The following is a 17,945-nucleotide window of genomic DNA, read 5'->3' on the forward strand; positions in this document are numbered from 1 at the left end:
GCGAATGGCGGAAACCGCCGTCAGGGCCGAGGGAACGACGGCCGAAGCGCCGCGCGACAACGTGCATGTGCTGCCGGCGCGCTATGCCGGGCATGTCGACAGCATCGAGAACGGCTTCGTGCGCGGCTGGGCGCGCGACGAGGCGGCGCCGGGGGCGCGCACCGAGATCGACCTCTTCCTCGGCGACCGGCATGTCGGCACGGTGACGGCCGACCGCTATCGCGAGGACCTGATGACGGCCGGCATGGGGGACGGGCGGCACGCCTTCGTCTTCGCCCTGCCGCCGGAGGCGCGCGACGCGCCGGCCGCCGCCATCGGGGTGTTCTTCCGCGGCACGCGGATTCCGCTGCTCCGGCCCGGCGGCCCCCTGGCGCCGCCGCCGGCCGATCCCGGCATGGCCGAGCTCCAGGAACTGACTCAGGCGGTGCGGTCGGGCATGGAGCGCCTGGCGACGCGGGTGGCCGCGTTCGGGCGCGAGCAGACCCTGATCCAGGAGCGGCTGGCGGCCGTCGAGCGCGAGATGGAGCAGCGTTCCGGCACGGCCGAGGCGGAGCGGCGGAAGGCGATCGAAGGGGCGGCGCTGGCCGTCCGCGAGGAGACGCAGGCCCTCGCCGGCCGGGTCGAGGCCGTCGAGAAGTCGTTCGCCGACGTCGATGCCTTCCTGGTGCGCATCGATGCCAGCCTGCGCAAGCTGGCGTCCGCCCCCGAACCGTCGCGCGGCAGCGGCGCGATCGCGCTGGCGCTGTCGATCTTCGCGGTCTTGGCGTCCGGCCTCGCCATCCTGGCGGCGCTGGCGCCGGGCGCGTTCCAGGCGCTGCTCAGGCCCGTGCTGGGCTGACCGCCTCCGATCCCCGGGTCCGAGGCACCGCCGCCCGCCGCGGCTTCGCCGGCGCGGCGTCCGCCGCGACGGTGACGCGCTGGTCGAGCAGGTCGCGGTAGAGCGCGACATGGTCGGCCGCTGCCTGGGCGATGCCGCGCGGCGGCCGGATCGCCCCCGCCAGGCGGTGCCACAGGCCGGGCTCGCCGGCGGCCTGCATCATCGTGTCGGCGAGCGCCCGGGCATCGCCGGCGCGGAAATGCAGCCCGTCGACGCCGTCGCGCACGCGCTCGGCCATGCCGCCGATGTCGGAACAGATGACCGGCCGGCCATGGTGGAACGCCTCCTCGATCACCAGCGGGGCGTTCTCCCACCAGATCGACGGCACCACCACCCAGTCGACGCCGGCCAGGATCGCGGCGACGTCCTCGGGCCGGTAGCCGCCGTGCAGGCGGGCCCGCGATCCGAGCGCCCGCACCTCCTCCTCGATCCCGGCGACGAAGGCATCCGGCTGGTAGAGCGGCTGGCCGTGCAGGTCGAGCGTGAAGCCGACGCCCTGGTCGGCGAGCTGCCGGGCGGCAGCGAGGACCACGGGAGAACCCTTGTAGGGGCTGAGGTTGCCGAGCACGGCGAAGCGGTTGCGCGGACCGGTGCCGGCCCTGGCCGGCGCCGGCGCCGGCCATTGCCGGCCGTTGCCGATCAGCGTCATGCGGTCCTCGGGCAGGCCCCATGCGCGGTAGCGATCGATCAGGAACCGGCTCGGGGCGACGATCCGGTCGAAGCCCGTGAGGTGGGCCTTCAGCATCACGTCGCGGACGCGGAAGCGGGACGGTGCGATGTCGGGGAAGCAGCCGTTGCAGGCGTTCGGGCTCGGGCCCTGGCAGCGCTCGTTGCCGGGATGGCGGAGGAGCACCCCGTCGCGATGGCAGAGCGGGTAGTAGTCGTGCAGCGTCAGGACGAAGCGGGCCTCTGGGCAGACGCGACGCAGGAACGGCACCGCGTTGGCACCGACCCGCAGCAGGTGGTGGAAGTGGACGACGTCCGGCCGGAAGCTCTCCGCCATCTCGCCCAGCTCGAAGAGCGTGCCCTCGGTGTCGGTCTGGTTGAGCTGGAAGCGGTCGAAGTGGCCGGCCCAGAGGAGCAGTTCGTCCGCTCCGGCGCCGGCCGACTGGAAGCGGGTGCCGGGATGGGGCCGGCGGTGCAGGTCGTCGACCGCGGCGACGAAGAGATGCGCGGCAGCGGGATCGCGGCGCAGCTCCTGGAACAGCTCGTGGGCGAAAATCTCCGTGCCGCCGGGATGCAGGCTCGGGTGGTTGTGGACGAGATGAAGAACCCGCACGGCGAGGCCGCTCCGCTGCTGGTTGCCGACCGGGGCGAGTCTAGGGCGGGTCGCTCGGCCACCCACCTGCAATCCGGTTCGTATCGGAAGGGTCGATGATGATCGTCGGCGGTTTCGCGGGCGTTCTGGTGCCAAAGCGGCGCCGGCCATGCCGGGTTCGCGATGGCGGCCGGCGGGGTCCCGGCCGGTTCGATCCAAACTGACGGGGAGTCGCCGCACCGGTCCCGATGCCGGCCAAATACTGCCGTCAACTTGGGACCGGCATGTCCGGCATCCGGAATCCCGGCTGCCTATACTCCGAGCCGGCAGGGACGAGGCGGCTCCCATGCAGGGCCGTCGGGATCGGGAGCAGATGCTCGGGGGATCGGGTTCCTCAACTCGAACGGTGTGAAGATGCTGATGGCCAAGGATGCTCAGAGGGCCCGCGCACAGCGGGCTCCGGATGGATTTCGCGGGGGGTTCGCCGGCCATCCGGAGGCCGGGGCGCCCTACCGTCTCGGGACGGTGCTGCGGCTGCACCGCGGCGAGCCGCTGCCGGAGGTGTTCGCGCGCGGCTGGTGCGACGTCGACGACGGCGGCTTCGTCTGGATCGACGGGGCGATGGGCGAGTTCGTCTTCGAGCTTCCGGTACTGATGCGCGATCTCGTGCTGGAGATCGACTGCTTCCCGGTCGGCCTCGCCGGTCCGTCGCCGCAGCGCATGGCCGTCTTCGTGGAGGGGAGCTTCGTCGAGGCCGTGATGCTGCGCGAGCGCACGGTGGTGCGGATCGCCATCCCCCGCGAACTCTGCCCCGGCAAGCAGGCGCGGATCAGCCTGGTGCCGGCGGAAGTGCAGGTGCCGAAGCTGGCGAGCGACAGCAGCGACGAGCGCGCCCTGTCGATCGGCGTCCATGCCGTCGCGCTCGCCTACGAGGCCGATTGAGCCGATGAGCCGTCCCAGCGTCCTCGTCGAACGCGCCGATCGACAGAGCATCGCGGGCTGGGCGTTCGATCCCGATCGCCCGGACCGGCACGTCGCCCTCTCGCTCTACGACGGGCCGGGACATGTCGTCACCTTCGTCGCCGACATGGTGCGCGACGACCTGCGCGAGGCGGGGCTGGGGGAGGGCGACCATGCCTTCCACGTCAACCTGCCCGGCCATCTGCTGGCCGAGCCCGTCGTCGACTTCCGGATCGTCGACCCGGCGACGGGCGAGGAACTGGCGGCCGTCTCGATCGCGACCGAGGAGGAGAATCTCGCCGCCGCCCGCGACCTCCTGATCTCCAAGCTGCCCTGGTTCCTGCGCCAGCACGAGGACGCGCGGGACCGGGCGCGCTGGGCGTCCGCCTACCTGCCGATGCTGATGTCGGCCTGCGTCTCGACCTACCAGGAGCTGCGCCGCGCCCTCGAGGCGCAGGCCGCCGCCCGCCGGGAGCCGCCGCCGTCGCTGGACGGGCTCGGCTTCGACCGCGTCGTCGAGGGCGTGCTGTCGCGCTTCCCGATCCTGGAGGCGCCGCACTTCGCGGAGCCCGAGGTCTCGATCGTCATCCCGGTCTACGAGAAGTTCGACTTCACCTATGCCTGCGTGAAGTCGATCCTCGACACCAACGTGCGCGCCTCCTACGAGATCATCGTCGTCGACGACTGCTCGAAGGACGAGACGCTGCTGGCGCCGATGATCCTGCAGAACTGCCGGATCCTGCGGAACGAGCGCAACCAGGGCTTCGTGCTCAACTGCAACCGCGGCGCCCGCGAGGCGCGCGGCCGCTACGTCTTCATGCTGAACAACGACACGGCGCTCTTCCCCGACGCCATCGACGCGCTGCTCGACACGTTCCGGCAGCACGAAAAGGTGGGCGCGGTCGGCTCGAAGCTGCTGTTCGGCGACGGCAAGCTGCAGGAGGCGGGCGGCATCATCTGGCGGCTCGGCGACGGCTGGAACTACGGCCGCGGCCAGGACCCGGACGAGCCGCGCTTCAACTATGTGCGCCCGGCCGACTACATCTCGGGCGCGGCGCTGATGCTGCCGCGCGACCTCTTCCTGGAGCTGGGCGGCTTCGACACGCTCTACGTCCCGGCCTACTACGAGGACACCGACCTCGCCTTCCGGGTGCGGGCGGCCGGCTACAAGGTGCTCTACCAGCCGCGCTCCAAGGTCACCCATTTCGAGGGCGTGAGCTCCGGCACCGACCTCACCCAGGGCGCCAAGCGCTACCAGGTGGTCAACGGCCGCAAGTTCTTCACGCGCTGGAAGTCGGTGCTGGAAGGGCATGCCCTGAACGGCGTCCAGCCGGAGCGCGAGAAGGATCGCGGCGCGCGGTTCCGCACCCTCTTCATCGACGAGACGACGCCGACGCCGAAGGAGGACGCGGGCTCCAACGCCGCCGTCACCCACATGCGCTGCCTGCAGAACCTGGGCGGCAAGGTCACCTTCGTGCCGGCCGACAACATGACCCACCTCGGCCAGCCGTCGACGGCGCTCCAGGACATGGGGGTCGAGTTCCTCCACCATCCCTATTTCTGGTCGGTCGAGGAGGTGCTGCGGAAGCGGCCGGACGAGTTCGACCTGATCTACCTGCACCGCTTCAACACCGCCGACCGCCATCTCGGCATCTGCCGCGCGCTCGCGCCGCGGGCGCGCATCGTCTACAACGTCGCCGACCTGCACTATCTGCGCTACGAGCGCGAGCGCGAGGTCGGCGCCGCCGGTGCCAGGACGCCGGCCGAGATCGCGGCCTTCAAGGCCCGCGAACTGCAGGCGATCCGCTCCAGCGACGTGGTGCTCGTCCACAGCGACGTCGAGCGCGCGGTGCTGGCGCGCGAGGGCATCGACCATGTCGTCGTCGTGCCGTGGGTCGTCGAGGGCCGTCCGGCCGCGACGCCGTTCGAGGAGCGCAGCGGCCTCTACTTCATCGGCGGCTTCCGCCACGCCCCCAACGTCGATGCCGTCGCCTGGTTCTGCGAGGAGATCTGGCCCCTGGTGCGCAAGGCCTGTCCCGACCAGACCTTCGGCATCATCGGCAGCCACATGCCGGACGCCGTGCGGAGCCTGGAACGGCACCGCGGCGTGCGCTGCATCGGCTTCGTCGAGGAGTTGCAGCCGGTCTTCGACGGTGCCCGCCTGACGGTGGCGCCGTTGCGCTACGGCGCCGGCCTCAAGGGCAAGGTCGCGCTCAGCCTCGCGCACGGCGTGCCGTGCGTCGGCACGGCCATCGCCTACGAGGGCTTCTCCGGCGACAGCGCCGACCTGATGCAGGTGTCCGACGACCCCAAGGGCATGGCCAAGCGCATCACGGCGCTGCTGACGGACGGCGCCCGCTGGCGGAAGGCCAGTGCCAGCGCCGCCGACTTCGCGGCGGAGAACTTCTCGATGGCGGCGGTGATGGGGCGGCTGGGGGCGGTCTGGTCGGAGGGGGGCGTCTCGCAGCCGAAGGCTCTTCGAGGACTGGCCATCGCCGAATGATTCTCTATCTGATCCAGGTCCATCATCTCCCGGAGCAGGTCGATCGACTGATCCGGATGCTGGCGTCGCCCGACGACCGGTTCGTGGTCAACATCGACCCGGGCAGCAACTTCGATCCGCGCTCGCTGCTGGCGGCCTTCGAGGGCAGCGGGATACGCGTCCACGCTCGGTACGGAACCCCGGTGAACTGGGGTGGCATCTCGCAGGTCTACGGTTGGCTCGACGCCTTTCAGTTCGCCCTGAACTGCGCCGACGACTGGCGGTTTCTCGTGAACCTGTCGGGGGAGTGCCTGCCGCTCGCCCCGCGGCAGCGGATCGCGGACTATCTGCAGGCGCAGCAGGCGGCGGGAAAGCGCGTCCATCTGTCGTTCTTCGGGGAGGCCGCGAGCCCGACGCTCCATCACCTGACCCGCTTCGGCGAGGACATTCCGATGGACGCCACCTGCGACGACATCCGCCTCTACGATCGCATCCCGACCTTGATGCAGCGGGCCGTGGCCGGCGTGTTCGCCGACCGGTCGCGGAACCCGGTATTCAACTGGAACCTGCGCGGCTCGGTCCACGTCACCGACCTCATGATGGCACGGCGGCTGGTGATCCGTCGGCTGTTTCCGCTTGAGGCACGCCTGCGGACGGAGAGCGTGCGCAGCCGTCCGATCCGCGGGGGCCGGGCCTGGTACATGCTCCAGCGCGACGCCGTCTCCGACATCCTGGCGGACCCCTACACGCCCGAACTCGTCGCGGGGCTCCAGAACTATCTCTGTCCCGACGAGTTGTTCCTGCAGACGCTGGTGACGCACGCGTCGTGCTTCCGGCCGGAGGAGATCGCGTCGGACAATCGACGCTTTCGCCATGGCGATCCCGTCGAAATCGACGATTCGATGATCGGGGAGGTTCTGGACAGCGATGCGTTCTTTGCGCGCAAGGTCCGGTACGACCGGTGCCCACGTATTCTCGACCACCTCCGAGCGATGAGTCCCGCTTGAGCGGGACGGCCCACACGCGAGGTCGAAGATGGCGCAAGACTACAGACGCCCGGTCCGGATCTTCGAGATCGCCAAGCGTCGCAAGCCCTCGCCGGTTGGCGTCTCGGCACCGAGCGACTTCGAACTGGGCCGGACTACGACCATCGACTACGTGCCCAACGGACCGGAGATCGTTCCCTACTGCATCAACGCGCAGACGGAACGGCTTCTCTGCACGCTCGTCACCGATGTCCCGGCGGCGCTGGCGGCGCCTTTCCTCTACCAAGCGCAGTACGAGAAGGCGCAGGGCATCGTCTCCATCCCGTTCGAGCGCCTTTCGGAATTGACCGAGGGCACGGAATGCGAGCCGACCTTCGTGTTCTCGATCGGGCGCTGCGGTTCGACGCTCGTATCGGCGCTGCTCAAGGCGGTCGACCAGCGACCCGCTTCGGAGCCCGACGTCTACTCGCAGATCGCCAATCTGGGCGCCGACGCCCGGGCCCTGATGGGGCAGCCCGGGGTGGCCAATCTACTGCGCCATACGACCCTGGCCCTGGCTCGTGTCTGCGGGCGCGAACTCTTCGTCAAGCTGCGCAGCCAGTGCAACGGCATCGCCACCGAACTGATGGCGACCATTCCCGAGGCGCGTTGCGCCTACATGCTGCGCGAGCCGCAATCCTGGGCGAGGTCGCGCCATCGGACGTTCGGCGACGATCCAGCGACCATGGCCCACATGCTGAAGTGGGGGGTGCAGACATATGACGCTCTGGTATCCGCCGGAGCGCGTCCCGCTCTCGTCTGGTACGAGGATGTCGCGGCCCGGCCGCAGCGAGCGCTCACCGACCTCGGCGTGGCCGCCGACCGCGTTGCCCGGCTGACACCGGAAGCGGTGGCGGCGGTGATGTCGCAGGACGCCCAGGAGGGTACGGGAATCTCACGGTCGGACGGCACGACGCGGCAGTTGTCGGCCGAAGGCCTGCGGCAGTTCATCGAGGAATGGGAGCGCATCATGCCCAAGGAGATCATCGCCCGGCACGGTCTGGAGCGACTGGAGCTGCGCGGTTCCCAGGCGAACGAGCGGGTCGCCCGGTTTCCGGTCCCGGACGCCGGTCGTCCCCCGATCGCACTGGTGGCCGGTGGAGCCGCACAATGAACGCGATCTTGCCGCAGCCGCAGTCCGATCAGCCCTATGGCGAACTCCTGACGGACGGCAACCTGCAGCGTCGGCTCCTGCTCGACCTGCTGCCGCGCGGCGGCGTCGGGGCAGAGATCGGCGTCTACAAGGGCGGCTTCAGCCAGCAGCTGCTGCAAGTCGCGAATCCTCGGCGCCTCCACCTCATCGACCCCTGGAAGGTGTTCGACGACCCACGGTACCGCGCGAGCTGGTACGGGACCGCCGTTGCCAGGGGGCAGGCGGAGATGGACGCGATCCACGAGGGCGTCCGCCAGCAGTTTGCCCGGCGGATCGCCGACGGCAGCGTGGTCATCGAACGCAGCACGTCGGCCGAGGCGAGCGGGCGCTTCCCGAACGACTATTTCGACTGGGTCTACATCGACGGTGACCATACCTACGAGGCCGTCCGGGACGATCTGCGCCTCTACCTTCCCAAGGTACGGCCCGGAGGCTTCATCGCCGGCGACGACTACGCCCTCGGCAATTGGTGGGGCGACGGGGTCGTCCGCGCAGTGCATGAGTTCGTTGCCGCCAATCCGGTCGTCGTTCGGCTGGTTCTCGGCAGCCAGTTCGTGCTGCGCCGCCTATAGGGGCCTCGGCCGTGCGTCGAGCGCAGATGATCCTCGGCCGCGCGCTCGGAGCGTTGATCGCCGCCGGGGCGGGACTTCCGAGCGCGGCGGCGCAGGAAGAGACCGGCGGCTCGAACTACGTCATCGTCGATCCGGACCTCGGCCGGCTGCGCGGCGACCGCGCGTGGCGCGACCCCGGGATCTTCGTGCCGCCGGCCTGCGCCTACGACCGGTCCGCGGGGACGGTCGACGAGGATCTCCGCCGGATGCGCGCCGGCGGCCAGCGCAAGATGGCGCTCGTCGTCTGGCACATGCACCATGCGAACGGCGCGGAGTGCGCCGGGTTCACCGTCGCCAGCAACGGCGGACGGCTGCCCGAACGGGTGCTGCGCAACCTCGCGACGCTGTTGGAGCGGGCCGCCGCCGACGGCTACGACGAGGTCCAGGTGCGGTTCGCGCCGATGGGCGGCAACTCGCCCGACCGCTGGAAGAATTGGGACGAGGCGAAGTTCGCCGAGAACTGGTCCGTCGTCCGCAGCACGGTCGGGCGGCTGCACCAGGGCAAGTCCCCGCGGCTGGTGTTCGACCTCGGCGTGGAACTGGCAGGACGGACCTGCCAGAGTTGCCCGGACTACGTCACCCGCATGTGGCGGAACTACGTGGCGGAGTTCGGTCCGGGCGGCTCCTACGGGTTCTCGGTCGCGGCGGCACCGGGCCGCGTCGCCCGCCTCGTCCAGGCGCTGCGCGCGGGCGGCCCGTTGCCGGACGAGATCGCGCTCGACGTCTATCGCGACGCCGGGAAGGCGGTGGCGCGGGCGGCGGCCGAAGCCAAGGCTGCCGGCATCGCCGAGCCGCGGTTCCTGATCCAGGAGACCTATTACGGCGAGCCCGGGACGGTGCGCGACATGCTGGGCGCCGCCGAGCGGTCGGGGGCGCGCATCCGCGCCGTCATGCAATGGCCGGTGACACCCGGCGCCAACCGCCATATCAGCGTGCCGCGCTCCTACGGCTATTCCTACGGCAGGCCGCAGCGATAGTGGGACATCCCTAGGCCCGCCCGACGATCACCAGGTGGCGGGAGCCGAGATAGCCGAAATCGGTCGACTGGAGCGAGAGGACGTAGGCGTCGCCGAAGCCGGCCGCCCGCAAGTCGTCGAGGACGCTCCAGCCGAAATGGTAGTAGCAGAGGGTGCCGCCCTCCGGCCGGACCGGGTCGCCGTGGTACTCCGGCGGCTCGACATGGACGATGCCGCCATCCGCGCCGATGCGCGCGCGGACGAGCGTGGTCGCGAGGTCGATGCGGAACGGGAAGGTCATGATCGCATGGCCGCCCGGGCGCAGGACCCGGCGGATTTCCCCGAGGGCCGCCCGGTAGTCGGGGACGTGCTCCAGCACGTCCAGCGAGATCACGGCATCGAGGGTCGCGGTCGGCAGGGTGAGGCAGGTCAGGTCCTCGTGGCGGATGCCGCGCGCATTGACGGCGCCGCGGGCCGTGCCGTCGGCCAGGAACTCGCTGCCGATCGTGCCCGGACAGAGCGCCGCCAGCCGACCGTGGAACGCCGTCACCTGCTCGGTGGCGTAGACGGCCGAGCGCTGGTCGACGCCGCCTTCGGCCATCAGGGCGTGCAGGGCGGACCGGGCGCGGCTGTTCAGCCCGCAGGCGCAGCTTGCGCTCTCGCGCCAGTTCGCCTGGGGGGCGGCGTTGTCGCCGCGGCGGACGCGGACGGTCAGGGACTGGACGCCGCCGCAGGCGACGCAGATTGCGGGCAGACGCACCGGGTCGGGCGCTTCCAGGAGGCGCTGTGCGAAGCGCGTTCGGGCATCAAGAAGGGGCCGGTCCGCCTCGGCCTGGCGCGCGTGCTCGTCCATGCTGCGGGCACGCCGGACCCAGACACCATCCCAGTTCCTACCCATCAGCGCCGTCCCCGGTGGCCTCGCCGGCAGGCTAGCAGATGCGGGCGCCGCATCCGCGTCGGGCGGCGCCGATCCGGACGGCTTTCGCCACCAGAGCGCTTCGCGATCTGGTGCCATCGCGTCGAGCGCGGCGATCCGTTCGTCATGGCCGAGCGAACGCCAGCGCCGCAGCAGGCTCCAGCAGGTTGCGAGCGCCGGCGGGACCTCGGTCGCATCCGCCAGCGCCGCCTGGCCGGCATGGTGGTGGCGGTCGGCGAGGTGGAGGGTGCCGGTTGCCGCCGGGTGCATCTCCAGGCCGACCGCCTCGGCAGTTGCGGCAAGGATCGCGGCCGGGGCGGCCAGCAGCATGTCGTAGTCGACGACGCCGTGCAGCCGGCCGGTGCGCTCGGTCTCGAGCGCACCCAGGACGTGGGCGAGCCAGAGCCGGAAGGCGCGTGGCGGTTCGATGCCGTTGCGCGCGGCCAGCGAGGCGGCGACGTCGAGCGGGTTGCGGTAGGCCAGCACCGCGCGCGGCGCGAAGCCCAGCCGGTGGAGTGCCGCCGCCCAGAGGGGCAGGAGCAGACAGAGCCGCGGGTCCTTGAGCAGGATCGCCTGCGCGTCGCCGAAGGCCCGGCGCAGCGCCGCGTCGGCATCGTCGGCGTAGCGCCGGGCAATCCTGTCGCCGTCGGCCTCGGACAGCAGGGCGGGCTGGTCCCAGGCGAGCCCGAGCGCGGCGAGGATCCGGTCGTTGAGATCGGCGATGCCGGCCGATTCGTGGAAGCCCCGCGGATTGTCAGGCTGCGCCGCCATCGGGTCGGCCGGTTCGGCCAGTCCGAGGGCGCCGAGCGCGCCGGCCAGGGCCGAGGTGCCGGAGCGGTGCATGCCCAGCACCACGACCGCCAGGCGCGGCCGGTCCGGCATGGCCGGCTATCCGACGATCGCCCGGCGGCGCAGTTCGTCGACGATGCGGGTCGCCAGTACCTCCGGCGAATCGCTGGTGGTGTCGATCCGCATCTCCGCGTTTTCCGGCGGCTCGTAGGGGCTGTCGATGCCGGTGAAGTTCTTGATCTGGCCGCGGTCCGCCTTGGCATAGAGGCCCTTGGGGTCGCGCCGGCGGCATTCGTCGATCGAGGTGTCGACGAAGATCTCGATGAACTCGCCGGGCTCCACGAGGTCGCGCGCCATCCGCCGCTCGGAGCGGAACGGGGAGATGAAGGAGACGAGCACGATCAGGCCGGCGTCGACGAAGAGCTTGGCGGTCTCGGCGACGCGGCGGATGTTCTCGATCCGGTCGGCCTCGGTGAAGCCGAGGTCGCGGTTGAGGCCGTGGCGGACATTGTCGCCGTCGAGCAGGTAGGTGTGGCGGCCGTCGGCCAGCAGCTTCTTCTCGACGAGGTTCGCGATCGTGGACTTGCCGGCGCCGGAGAGGCCGGTGAACCAGAGGATCGCCGGCTTCTGGCCCTTGAGCGCCGAGCGCGAGGCCTTGTCGACGTCGAGGGCCTGCCAGTGGATGTTGGTGGCGCGCCGCAGTCCGAACTCGATCATTCCGGCGCCGACGGTGGCGTTGGTCAGCCGGTCGATGAGGATGAAGCCGCCGGTTTCGCGGTTGGCGGCATAGGGATCGAACGCGATCGGCGCCGACAGCGAGACGTTGCAGAAGCCGATCTCGTTGAGATGCAGTTCCTTGGCCGCGAGGTGGCTCAGCGTGTTGACGTCGACCCGGTGCTTGATCTCCGACACGGTCGCGGTGACCGTGCGGGTACCGGCCTTGAGGAGATAGGGGCGGCCCGGAAACAGCGGCGTCTCGTGCATCCACACGACATGGGCGGCGAACTGGTCGGCGAATTCCGGCCGCGCGTCGGGCTGGGTCAGGACATCGCCGCGCGAGGCGTCGATCTCCTCGGCGAAGGTGAGGGTCACCGCCTGGCCGGCCTCGGCCGCCGCGAGGTCGCCGTCGGCGGTGACGATCCGGGCGACCGTCGTGCCCTGGCCGGAGGCGGTCACCACGACCGGGTCGCCGACCCGCACCCGGCCGCCGGCGATCGTCCCCGAGAGGCCGCGGAAATCGAGGTTCGGGCGGTTGACCCACTGGATCGGCAGGCGGAACGGCTCGCCGCCGCGATCCTCGTCGATCGCCACCGTTTCGAGGTGGTCGAGCAGGGGCGGGCCGTCGTACCAGGGCGTGCGCCGGCTGGGCGCGATCAGGTTGTCGCCGTAGCGGGCGGAAAGCGGGATGGCGACGCTGGTCGCGAACGTCCAGCCTGCGGCGAAACGGCGGAAATCGTCGACGATCTCGGCGAAGCGGGCCGCGTCGAAATCGACGAGGTCGATCTTGTTGACCGCCAGCACGACGTGGCGGATGCCGAGAAGCTGGGCGATGTAGGCATGACGCTTGGTCTGGGTCAGCACGCCCTTGCGGGCGTCGACCAGCAGCACCGCGAGGTCGGCGGTCGAGGCGCCGGTCGCCATGTTGCGGGTGTACTGCTCGTGCCCCGGGGTGTCGGCGACGATGAACTTGCGCCGTGCGGTGGCGAAGTAGCGGTAGGCGACGTCGATGGTGATGCCCTGCTCGCGCTCCGCCTCCAGCCCGTCGACGAGGAGCGCCAGGTCGACGTCCTCGCCGGTGGTGCCGTGGCGGCGGCTCGCCCGGGTGACGGCGTCGATATGGTCCTCGAAGACCACCTGGGTCTCGTAGAGCAGGCGGCCGATCAGGGTCGACTTGCCGTCGTCGACCGAGCCGCAGGTGAGGAAGCGGAGCAGGCCGCGCCCCGCCGGTTCGCCGGCGGCGGTGACGGCGGCCGCGGATTCGGTCATCGACAGGGCGGTCATCAGAAGTAGCCCTCGCGCTTCTTGCGTTCCATGGAGGCCTGCTCGTCATGGTCGATGAGACGGCCCGAGCGCTCGGACCGCCGCGCCTCCATGATCTCGCGCACGATCTCCTCGAGGGAGGCGGCGGACGATTCCGTCGCCGCCGTGAGCGGATAGCAGCCGAGCGTGCGGAAGCGGACGAGGCGGGGTTCGGGCCGCTGCCCCGGGCCGAGCGGCAGGCGCTCGTCGTCGGCCATGATGAGCATGCCGTCGCGCTCGACCACCGGGCGCTCGGCCGCGAAATAGAGCGGCACGATCGGAATGCCCTCGGCCTGGATGTATTCCCAGATGTCGAGCTCGGTCCAGTTGGACAGGGGGAACACGCGGATCGATTCGCCGGGCGCGATGCGGGTGTTGTAGAGGTGCCAGAGTTCGGGGCGCTGGTTCTTGGGGTCCCAGCCGTGGGCCGCCGAGCGGAACGAGAAGATGCGCTCCTTGGCCCGGCTCGCCTCCTCGTCCCGCCGCGCACCGCCGAAGGCGGCGTCGAAGCCGTGCTGGGTCAGCGCCTGCTTCAGCGCCTCGGTCTTCATGACGTGGGTGTAGTAGGACGAGCCGTGCTCGAAGGGGTTGACGTTGCGTGCCAGCCCCTCCGGATTGGTGTGGACGATGAGCCGCATGCCGAGCCGCGCCACCGTCTCGTCGCGGAAGCGGATCATTTCCCGGAACTTCCAGGTCGTGTCGACATGCAGCAGCGGGAAGGGCGGCTTCGCCGGGAAGAAGGCCTTCATCGCCAAGTGCAGCATCACCGACGAATCCTTGCCGATCGAATAGAGCATGACGGGGTTGCGGAACTCGGCCGCGACCTCGCGCATGATGTGGATGCTCTCGTCCTCGAGACGCTGGAGGTGCGATCGGCGCTGGCTGCTCACTGGTGAAACCCCGTTCGGCCCGGCTCCGGCGCGCCTGCAACCGGGCGCGTGGAAGCCGTCGCCGCTTTCTGTCTGATCGAACATCGCGTGACAATGGCCTCGACGAGGTGGCTTCGACGGGGAAACCCTACACGGGCCCGTATCCGGGGGGCGGACGAAGCTGCGCCGACGTTCCCGCCAATCTGGGGCGAACCCATGGCACGAGCGGCAGAGCGCCCTACTTCGACTTGGCCGGCGCGTCGTCGAGCACCGGCAGCAGCACCTCGAACTCGGCCCCGTGCTGCCAGTTGCGGGCCTCGATGTGGCCGCCGAGGTCGCGCACCGTCCCATGGCAGATCGCCAGGCCGAGGCCCAGACCCTTGCCGACCTCCTTGGTCGTGAAGAACGGCTCGAAGGCCCGGCGCAGCACCGCCGGGTCGAGGCCGGTGCCGGTGTCGCGGACCCGGATCGAGACCCGGCGCTCGACCGCGCGGCGGGTGACGAGGACGGCGATGCGGTCTTCGACCTCCGCCATCGCGTCGCTGTCGGCATGGCGCTGGTAGATCGCGTCGCGGGCGTTGAGGACGAGATTGATCGCCACCTGTTCCAGCAGGCCGGGCTGGCCGAGGATCCGGCTGTCGAGCCCGTCGCCCTCCAGGACCAGGGTGATGCCGAGGGCCTTGAGTTCGACATGGAGCGGACGGAGCGCCGCCTCCAGGGCGTCGCCGACGCGGATCGGGGTCGGGGCACCTGCCTCCTTGCGTCCGAGCTGGCGCATGCGATGGACGATGCCGGCGGCGCGGTGCGCCTGCTCGACCATGTCGCGAAGCTTGATGACCGCGCGCTCGGAGACGACCGCGGTCGTCGCGACCTGGTCCAGCAGGTTCTCCGCGGCCAGCCCGATGACATGCAGCGGCTGCGTCAGTTCGTGGGCGACGGCGGCCGACATCTCGCCCAGCGCCACGAGGTTGGCGGTCTCGATCAGCCGCGTCTCGCTGTGCTTGCGCTGGGTGACGTCGATCATGATGCCGACGGCCTCGCGCGGGTGCCCGGGCGCGCCCTCGATGAGCCGCAGGTCGTGGTAGACCCAGCGGTAGGCGCCGTCCGGCCCGCGCAGCCGGAACTCGGCGGCAAAGCCGCCGGTCTCGGTCAGTCGGCCCAGTTCCGCCATCACCCGCGGCGCGTCCTCGGGATGCAGGTTCGCGGTCCACCAGGCCGGGGTCAGCGCGCCGGCCGGCGGGTGGCCCAGGACCGGCTCGATCGAGCGCGTCACGAAGGGCGGGGCGGCGTCGTCCTTCGACAGGTCGAGGATATAGACGACGATCGGCGTATGGGCGGCGATCGTCTCCATGCGGCGGCGCATCAGGGCGGCCTCGGCCGCCTCGCGCGCCAGGGTGCGGGAGAGGCGGCCGATATCCGATTCCAGCAAGCGGATCTCGGCGATGCCCGATTCCGTGCGCGGCTCGAAGCGGAAGTCGCTGCCCGTCGCCAGCGCCTCGCGGACCATCTCGATGCGCCGGACCGTGGCGGTGGACAGGAACCCGGCCGCCGTCACCCCGAGACCGCAGATGCCGACCACCAGCAGCATGGTGTCGAGGACGGCGCGATGGTGGCGCTCGACGATCTCGCTCACCCCCATGGTTGCCGTCAGCACCAGTCCGGGAAAGGCCGCGACCGGGGCGCTGCTGCAGAAGAGCGGCGAGGTCCAGGAGAGGATCGACGCCACCATCGGGCGGAGGTCGGGCAATTCGGCGGCGGGTTGGCCATCCTGTCCGACCTCAAGGCAATGGCCGTCGAGATCGTCGATCCGCTCCGTGATCCCCGCCGGGTCGACGCGCACGGTGCCCCCGGCGTCGCGGACGACGACGGCGGCGCCGCGGGTGCCCGGCCCCGCCAGCCGGCTCGCCATGGCCTGGAGGCCGATGGTGGCGACCGCGGTGTCGCGCCGCTGGTTCCCTTCGAGCGGCACGGTCACGGTCGCGATGCCGGCGCCGGGCGCGGCACCGTCGGCGGCCCATGTCCAGACCGGGCGGCCGGCATGGTCCTGGACCTCGACCGTGCGCAGGACCTGGCCGGCATCGGCGGCGAGCTTGGGCGACGGCCCGCCGTCGCGGCTGGCCGCGACCAGCGCCTGGACGGTCGCCTGCGCTTCGCGGTGCAGCCGCTCGAGCATGGCATCGGCGCGCTCGCGCACGCGGACGATGCCGGACACCCGTTCGTCGACCAGGGTGCGCCAGTAGAGCCGGGCGTCGACGGCGAGGATGACGATCCCGGTCGCGATGGTCACCACCGAGACGATGCCGGCGATCGCCGTGCGCAGCGGGATCGGCGGCAGTCGCCCCGGCCGGCTGCGGCCGAGTTGCAGCAGCATGGCGGCGACGCTGGCGAGGCTGACCGAGAAGAAGCTGCCGAGGCCCTGCTGCAGCGCCGCCAGCATCGCCGGCACGGCGTCGAACTCGGAGAGGAAATGGTAGGCGAGGAAGGCCGCGGGCAGGCCGAGCACCGCCCAGTAGACGGCGTCGGCGGAAATGAGGTCGGCTCGGGTCCAGCGGCGCACCAGGGCGACGAGCGGGATTTCGCAGGCGGTGACCGCCCAGGCGACCGGGTGGTTCCACACCAGGAGCAGGTGCGCGGGTGCCAGGGCGCCGGCCAGGGCGGCCCCCGGGAGGCTGCGCGGCAGCAGCAGGAACGGCAGCAGCGCCCCGAGGTGGAACTCGACCCCCCAGCCGACCGACAAGGGGACGCGGTTGATCGCGAAGCCGCCGATGCCGACGACGGCGCCGAGCAGCAGATCGCGCCACGGCGGCTCGGCCGCGGCGACACGACCGATTCCGCCGGCGGCGGCCGGCACGTCGTCGGATGGGCGGGCGGGTACGGTCAGGCGCCCTTCTGCTCGCGTGGCTGTGCCAGGCTGATGACGCTGAGGTAGCGGAGGATCCGCTGCATCGCGTCCTCGGTCAATTCGACGAAGATGCGGCGCCGGTCGTCGCGGTCGCGGCGGCGGCGGACGAGGCCCGACTGCTCCAGGTCCTGGAGCCGGCGCAGCGCCGTCGATTGCGGTACGCCGGCGGCGAGACAGACCGAGGAGACGGAGATCTCCTTGCTGGACAGTTTGGCCAGTGTCAGGTCGAGCAGCATGTCCCAGGCCGGGTCGGCGAAGAGGTGCTGCGGGAAGTGGCGGTCGCGGGCCTGACGCGACTGGATGACCTGCACGACCCGGGCCTTCATGTCGGCCAGGCGGTCGGGCGAGTTCTCCGCCGGAGCGCCGCCCGCCGGCGCCGGGGCGGGCGTCGGCGGCACGGTACCCGGCTCCTCGAGCGACGGGACGCCGGCGAGCGCGGTCCGCTGGGTCGCGGCGGCGGTCGCCTGCCAGCGGGCGACGATCGGCAGCAGCGACTGGATCGAGGTGATGGCGCGGTCGGCCTCGACCCGCTGCACGGCGCGGCGCACGGCGGCCAGGAAATCCGAACGGCGCACCGGCTTCAGCAGGAAATCGGACGCCTCGAGACGCAATGCGGCGAGGGCGGCGCTGATCTCGCCATAGCCGGTGACGAAGATGAACTGCGGCGACGGTCCGGTCCGCTTCATCTGGCGGACGATCGAGGCGAAGCGCAGGCCGTCCATTTCGGGCATGCGGATGTCGGCGACCACGAGCCCGATCTCGGGATGGTCCTCGAGCATCGACAGGCCGCGGACGGCGCTGGTCGCGGTGTGGCTCTGGATGCCGATCGAATCCAGCATGTCGACGTATTCGCGCAGGATCTGCGCATCGTCGTCGAGCAGCAGCACCGGGACGGCCGCGATGGGCTCGCTGCCGGTGCCGGAACCGCCGGAATGGGCCTCGCCGACCCCGCCGAGTTCCTCCGGCAGGCCGGGACTGTCGCTCAAGGCGGCGTCGGGATGGCTCACCGCGCGCTCCTGATCTTCAGAATGTGGTCAATCATCATAACCCATTGCCATGGATAGCGCAGAATCATCCGCCCGCTCCCGCCGGATGCACCCCAATCGGGTCAGATATGAGGCTGACCGG

Annotated in this window: 13 protein-coding genes; 7 read left to right on the forward strand and 6 right to left on the reverse strand. The window is 70.9% G+C overall.

Going from position 1 to position 17,945, the window contains the following annotated elements:
- The first annotated feature begins 4 nt into the window (after positions 1-4).
- A complete protein-coding gene (locus ACE3Q3_RS02010; protein ID WP_374441002.1) occupies positions 5-838 on the forward strand; it encodes a hypothetical protein in 834 nt (277 codons plus the stop codon).
- Here the strand turns inward: ACE3Q3_RS02010 and ACE3Q3_RS02015 are convergent.
- Positions 819-2,156: a glycosyltransferase family 4 protein gene (locus tag ACE3Q3_RS02015; RefSeq protein WP_374441005.1), complete on the reverse strand. Its 1,338-nt coding sequence runs from the start codon at positions 2,154-2,156 to the stop codon at positions 819-821. The two genes, ACE3Q3_RS02010 and ACE3Q3_RS02015, sit on opposite strands and share 20 nt — an antisense overlap.
- A 399-nt stretch (positions 2,157-2,555) precedes the next feature.
- On the opposite strand from ACE3Q3_RS02015, the gene ACE3Q3_RS02020 reads away from it, so the two are divergent.
- Genes ACE3Q3_RS02020 through ACE3Q3_RS02045 form a run of 6 tightly spaced genes read left to right on the forward strand, consistent with a single transcriptional unit; the run spans position 2,556 to position 9,343 of the window.
- Positions 2,556-3,077 (forward strand): hypothetical protein, encoded by a 522-nt coding sequence (locus ACE3Q3_RS02020; protein ID WP_374441007.1) that lies wholly within the window; start codon positions 2,556-2,558, stop codon positions 3,075-3,077.
- A 4-nt stretch (positions 3,078-3,081) separates the two neighbouring features.
- Positions 3,082-5,598, forward strand: a complete 2,517-nt coding sequence (locus ACE3Q3_RS02025) for a glycosyltransferase (protein WP_374441010.1) — start codon at positions 3,082-3,084, stop codon at positions 5,596-5,598.
- Positions 5,595-6,584: a beta-1,6-N-acetylglucosaminyltransferase gene (locus ACE3Q3_RS02030; RefSeq protein WP_374441012.1), complete on the forward strand. Its 990-nt coding sequence runs from the start codon at positions 5,595-5,597 to the stop codon at positions 6,582-6,584. Before ACE3Q3_RS02025 ends, ACE3Q3_RS02030 begins: the two co-directional genes overlap by 4 nt.
- Before the next feature lie 28 nt (positions 6,585-6,612).
- Positions 6,613-7,716, forward strand: a complete 1,104-nt coding sequence (locus ACE3Q3_RS02035) for a hypothetical protein (RefSeq protein ID WP_374441015.1) — start codon at positions 6,613-6,615, stop codon at positions 7,714-7,716.
- Positions 7,713-8,327: a class I SAM-dependent methyltransferase gene (locus tag ACE3Q3_RS02040; RefSeq protein WP_374441017.1), complete on the forward strand. Its 615-nt coding sequence runs from the start codon at positions 7,713-7,715 to the stop codon at positions 8,325-8,327. The genes ACE3Q3_RS02035 and ACE3Q3_RS02040 overlap by 4 nt, the downstream gene beginning before the upstream one ends.
- A 26-nt stretch (positions 8,328-8,353) precedes the next feature.
- Positions 8,354-9,343, forward strand: a complete 990-nt coding sequence (locus ACE3Q3_RS02045; RefSeq protein WP_374441020.1) for a hypothetical protein — start codon at positions 8,354-8,356, stop codon at positions 9,341-9,343.
- 10 nt (positions 9,344-9,353) lie between these two features.
- Here ACE3Q3_RS02045 and ACE3Q3_RS02050 read toward each other — a convergent pair whose 3' ends face one another.
- The 5 genes from ACE3Q3_RS02050 to ACE3Q3_RS02070 form a co-directional block, all read right to left on the reverse strand.
- Positions 9,354-11,120 carry a methyltransferase domain-containing protein gene (locus ACE3Q3_RS02050; protein WP_374441022.1) on the reverse strand — a complete coding sequence of 589 codons (1,767 nt, stop codon included), beginning with the start codon at positions 11,118-11,120 and terminating at the stop codon, positions 9,354-9,356.
- Positions 11,121-11,126: 6 nt separating this feature from the next.
- On the reverse strand, positions 11,127-13,013 hold the full coding sequence (gene cysN / locus ACE3Q3_RS02055; RefSeq protein WP_374441113.1) for a sulfate adenylyltransferase subunit CysN: 1,887 nt from the start codon (positions 13,011-13,013) through the stop codon (positions 11,127-11,129).
- 14 nt (positions 13,014-13,027) lie between these two features.
- Positions 13,028-13,936 (reverse strand): sulfate adenylyltransferase subunit CysD, encoded by a 909-nt coding sequence (cysD, locus tag ACE3Q3_RS02060; protein WP_374441024.1) that lies wholly within the window; start codon positions 13,934-13,936, stop codon positions 13,028-13,030.
- 217 nt (positions 13,937-14,153) lie between these two features.
- Entirely contained in the window at positions 14,154-16,766 is a 2,613-nt protein-coding gene (locus ACE3Q3_RS02065; RefSeq protein ID WP_374441027.1) for an ATP-binding protein, read from the reverse strand.
- A 26-nt stretch (positions 16,767-16,792) separates the two neighbouring features.
- Positions 16,793-17,824 carry a response regulator gene (locus ACE3Q3_RS02070; protein WP_374441030.1) on the reverse strand — a complete coding sequence of 344 codons (1,032 nt, stop codon included), beginning with the start codon at positions 17,822-17,824 and terminating at the stop codon, positions 16,793-16,795.
- Positions 17,825-17,945: the final 121 nt, after the last annotated feature.

The organism is Allostella sp., from assembly GCF_041913585.1.
GTDB lineage: Bacteria > Pseudomonadota > Alphaproteobacteria > ATCC43930 > Allostellaceae > Allostella.

Coding starts and splice junctions, on each gene's coding strand:
- ACE3Q3_RS02010 (WP_374441002.1), top strand. CDS start 5: ATGGCGGAAACCGCCGTCAGGGCCGAGGGAACGACGGCCGAAGCGCCG.
- ACE3Q3_RS02020 (WP_374441007.1), top strand. CDS start 2,556: ATGGCCAAGGATGCTCAGAGGGCCCGCGCACAGCGGGCTCCGGATGGA.
- ACE3Q3_RS02025 (WP_374441010.1), top strand. CDS start 3,082: ATGAGCCGTCCCAGCGTCCTCGTCGAACGCGCCGATCGACAGAGCATC.
- ACE3Q3_RS02030 (WP_374441012.1), top strand. CDS start 5,595: ATGATTCTCTATCTGATCCAGGTCCATCATCTCCCGGAGCAGGTCGAT.
- ACE3Q3_RS02035 (WP_374441015.1), top strand. CDS start 6,613: ATGGCGCAAGACTACAGACGCCCGGTCCGGATCTTCGAGATCGCCAAG.
- ACE3Q3_RS02040 (WP_374441017.1), top strand. CDS start 7,713: ATGAACGCGATCTTGCCGCAGCCGCAGTCCGATCAGCCCTATGGCGAA.
- ACE3Q3_RS02045 (WP_374441020.1), top strand. CDS start 8,354: ATGATCCTCGGCCGCGCGCTCGGAGCGTTGATCGCCGCCGGGGCGGGA.
- ACE3Q3_RS02050 (WP_374441022.1), bottom strand. CDS start 11,120: ATGCCGGACCGGCCGCGCCTGGCGGTCGTGGTGCTGGGCATGCACCGC.
- cysN (WP_374441113.1), bottom strand. CDS start 13,013: ATGACCGAATCCGCGGCCGCCGTCACCGCCGCCGGCGAACCGGCGGGG.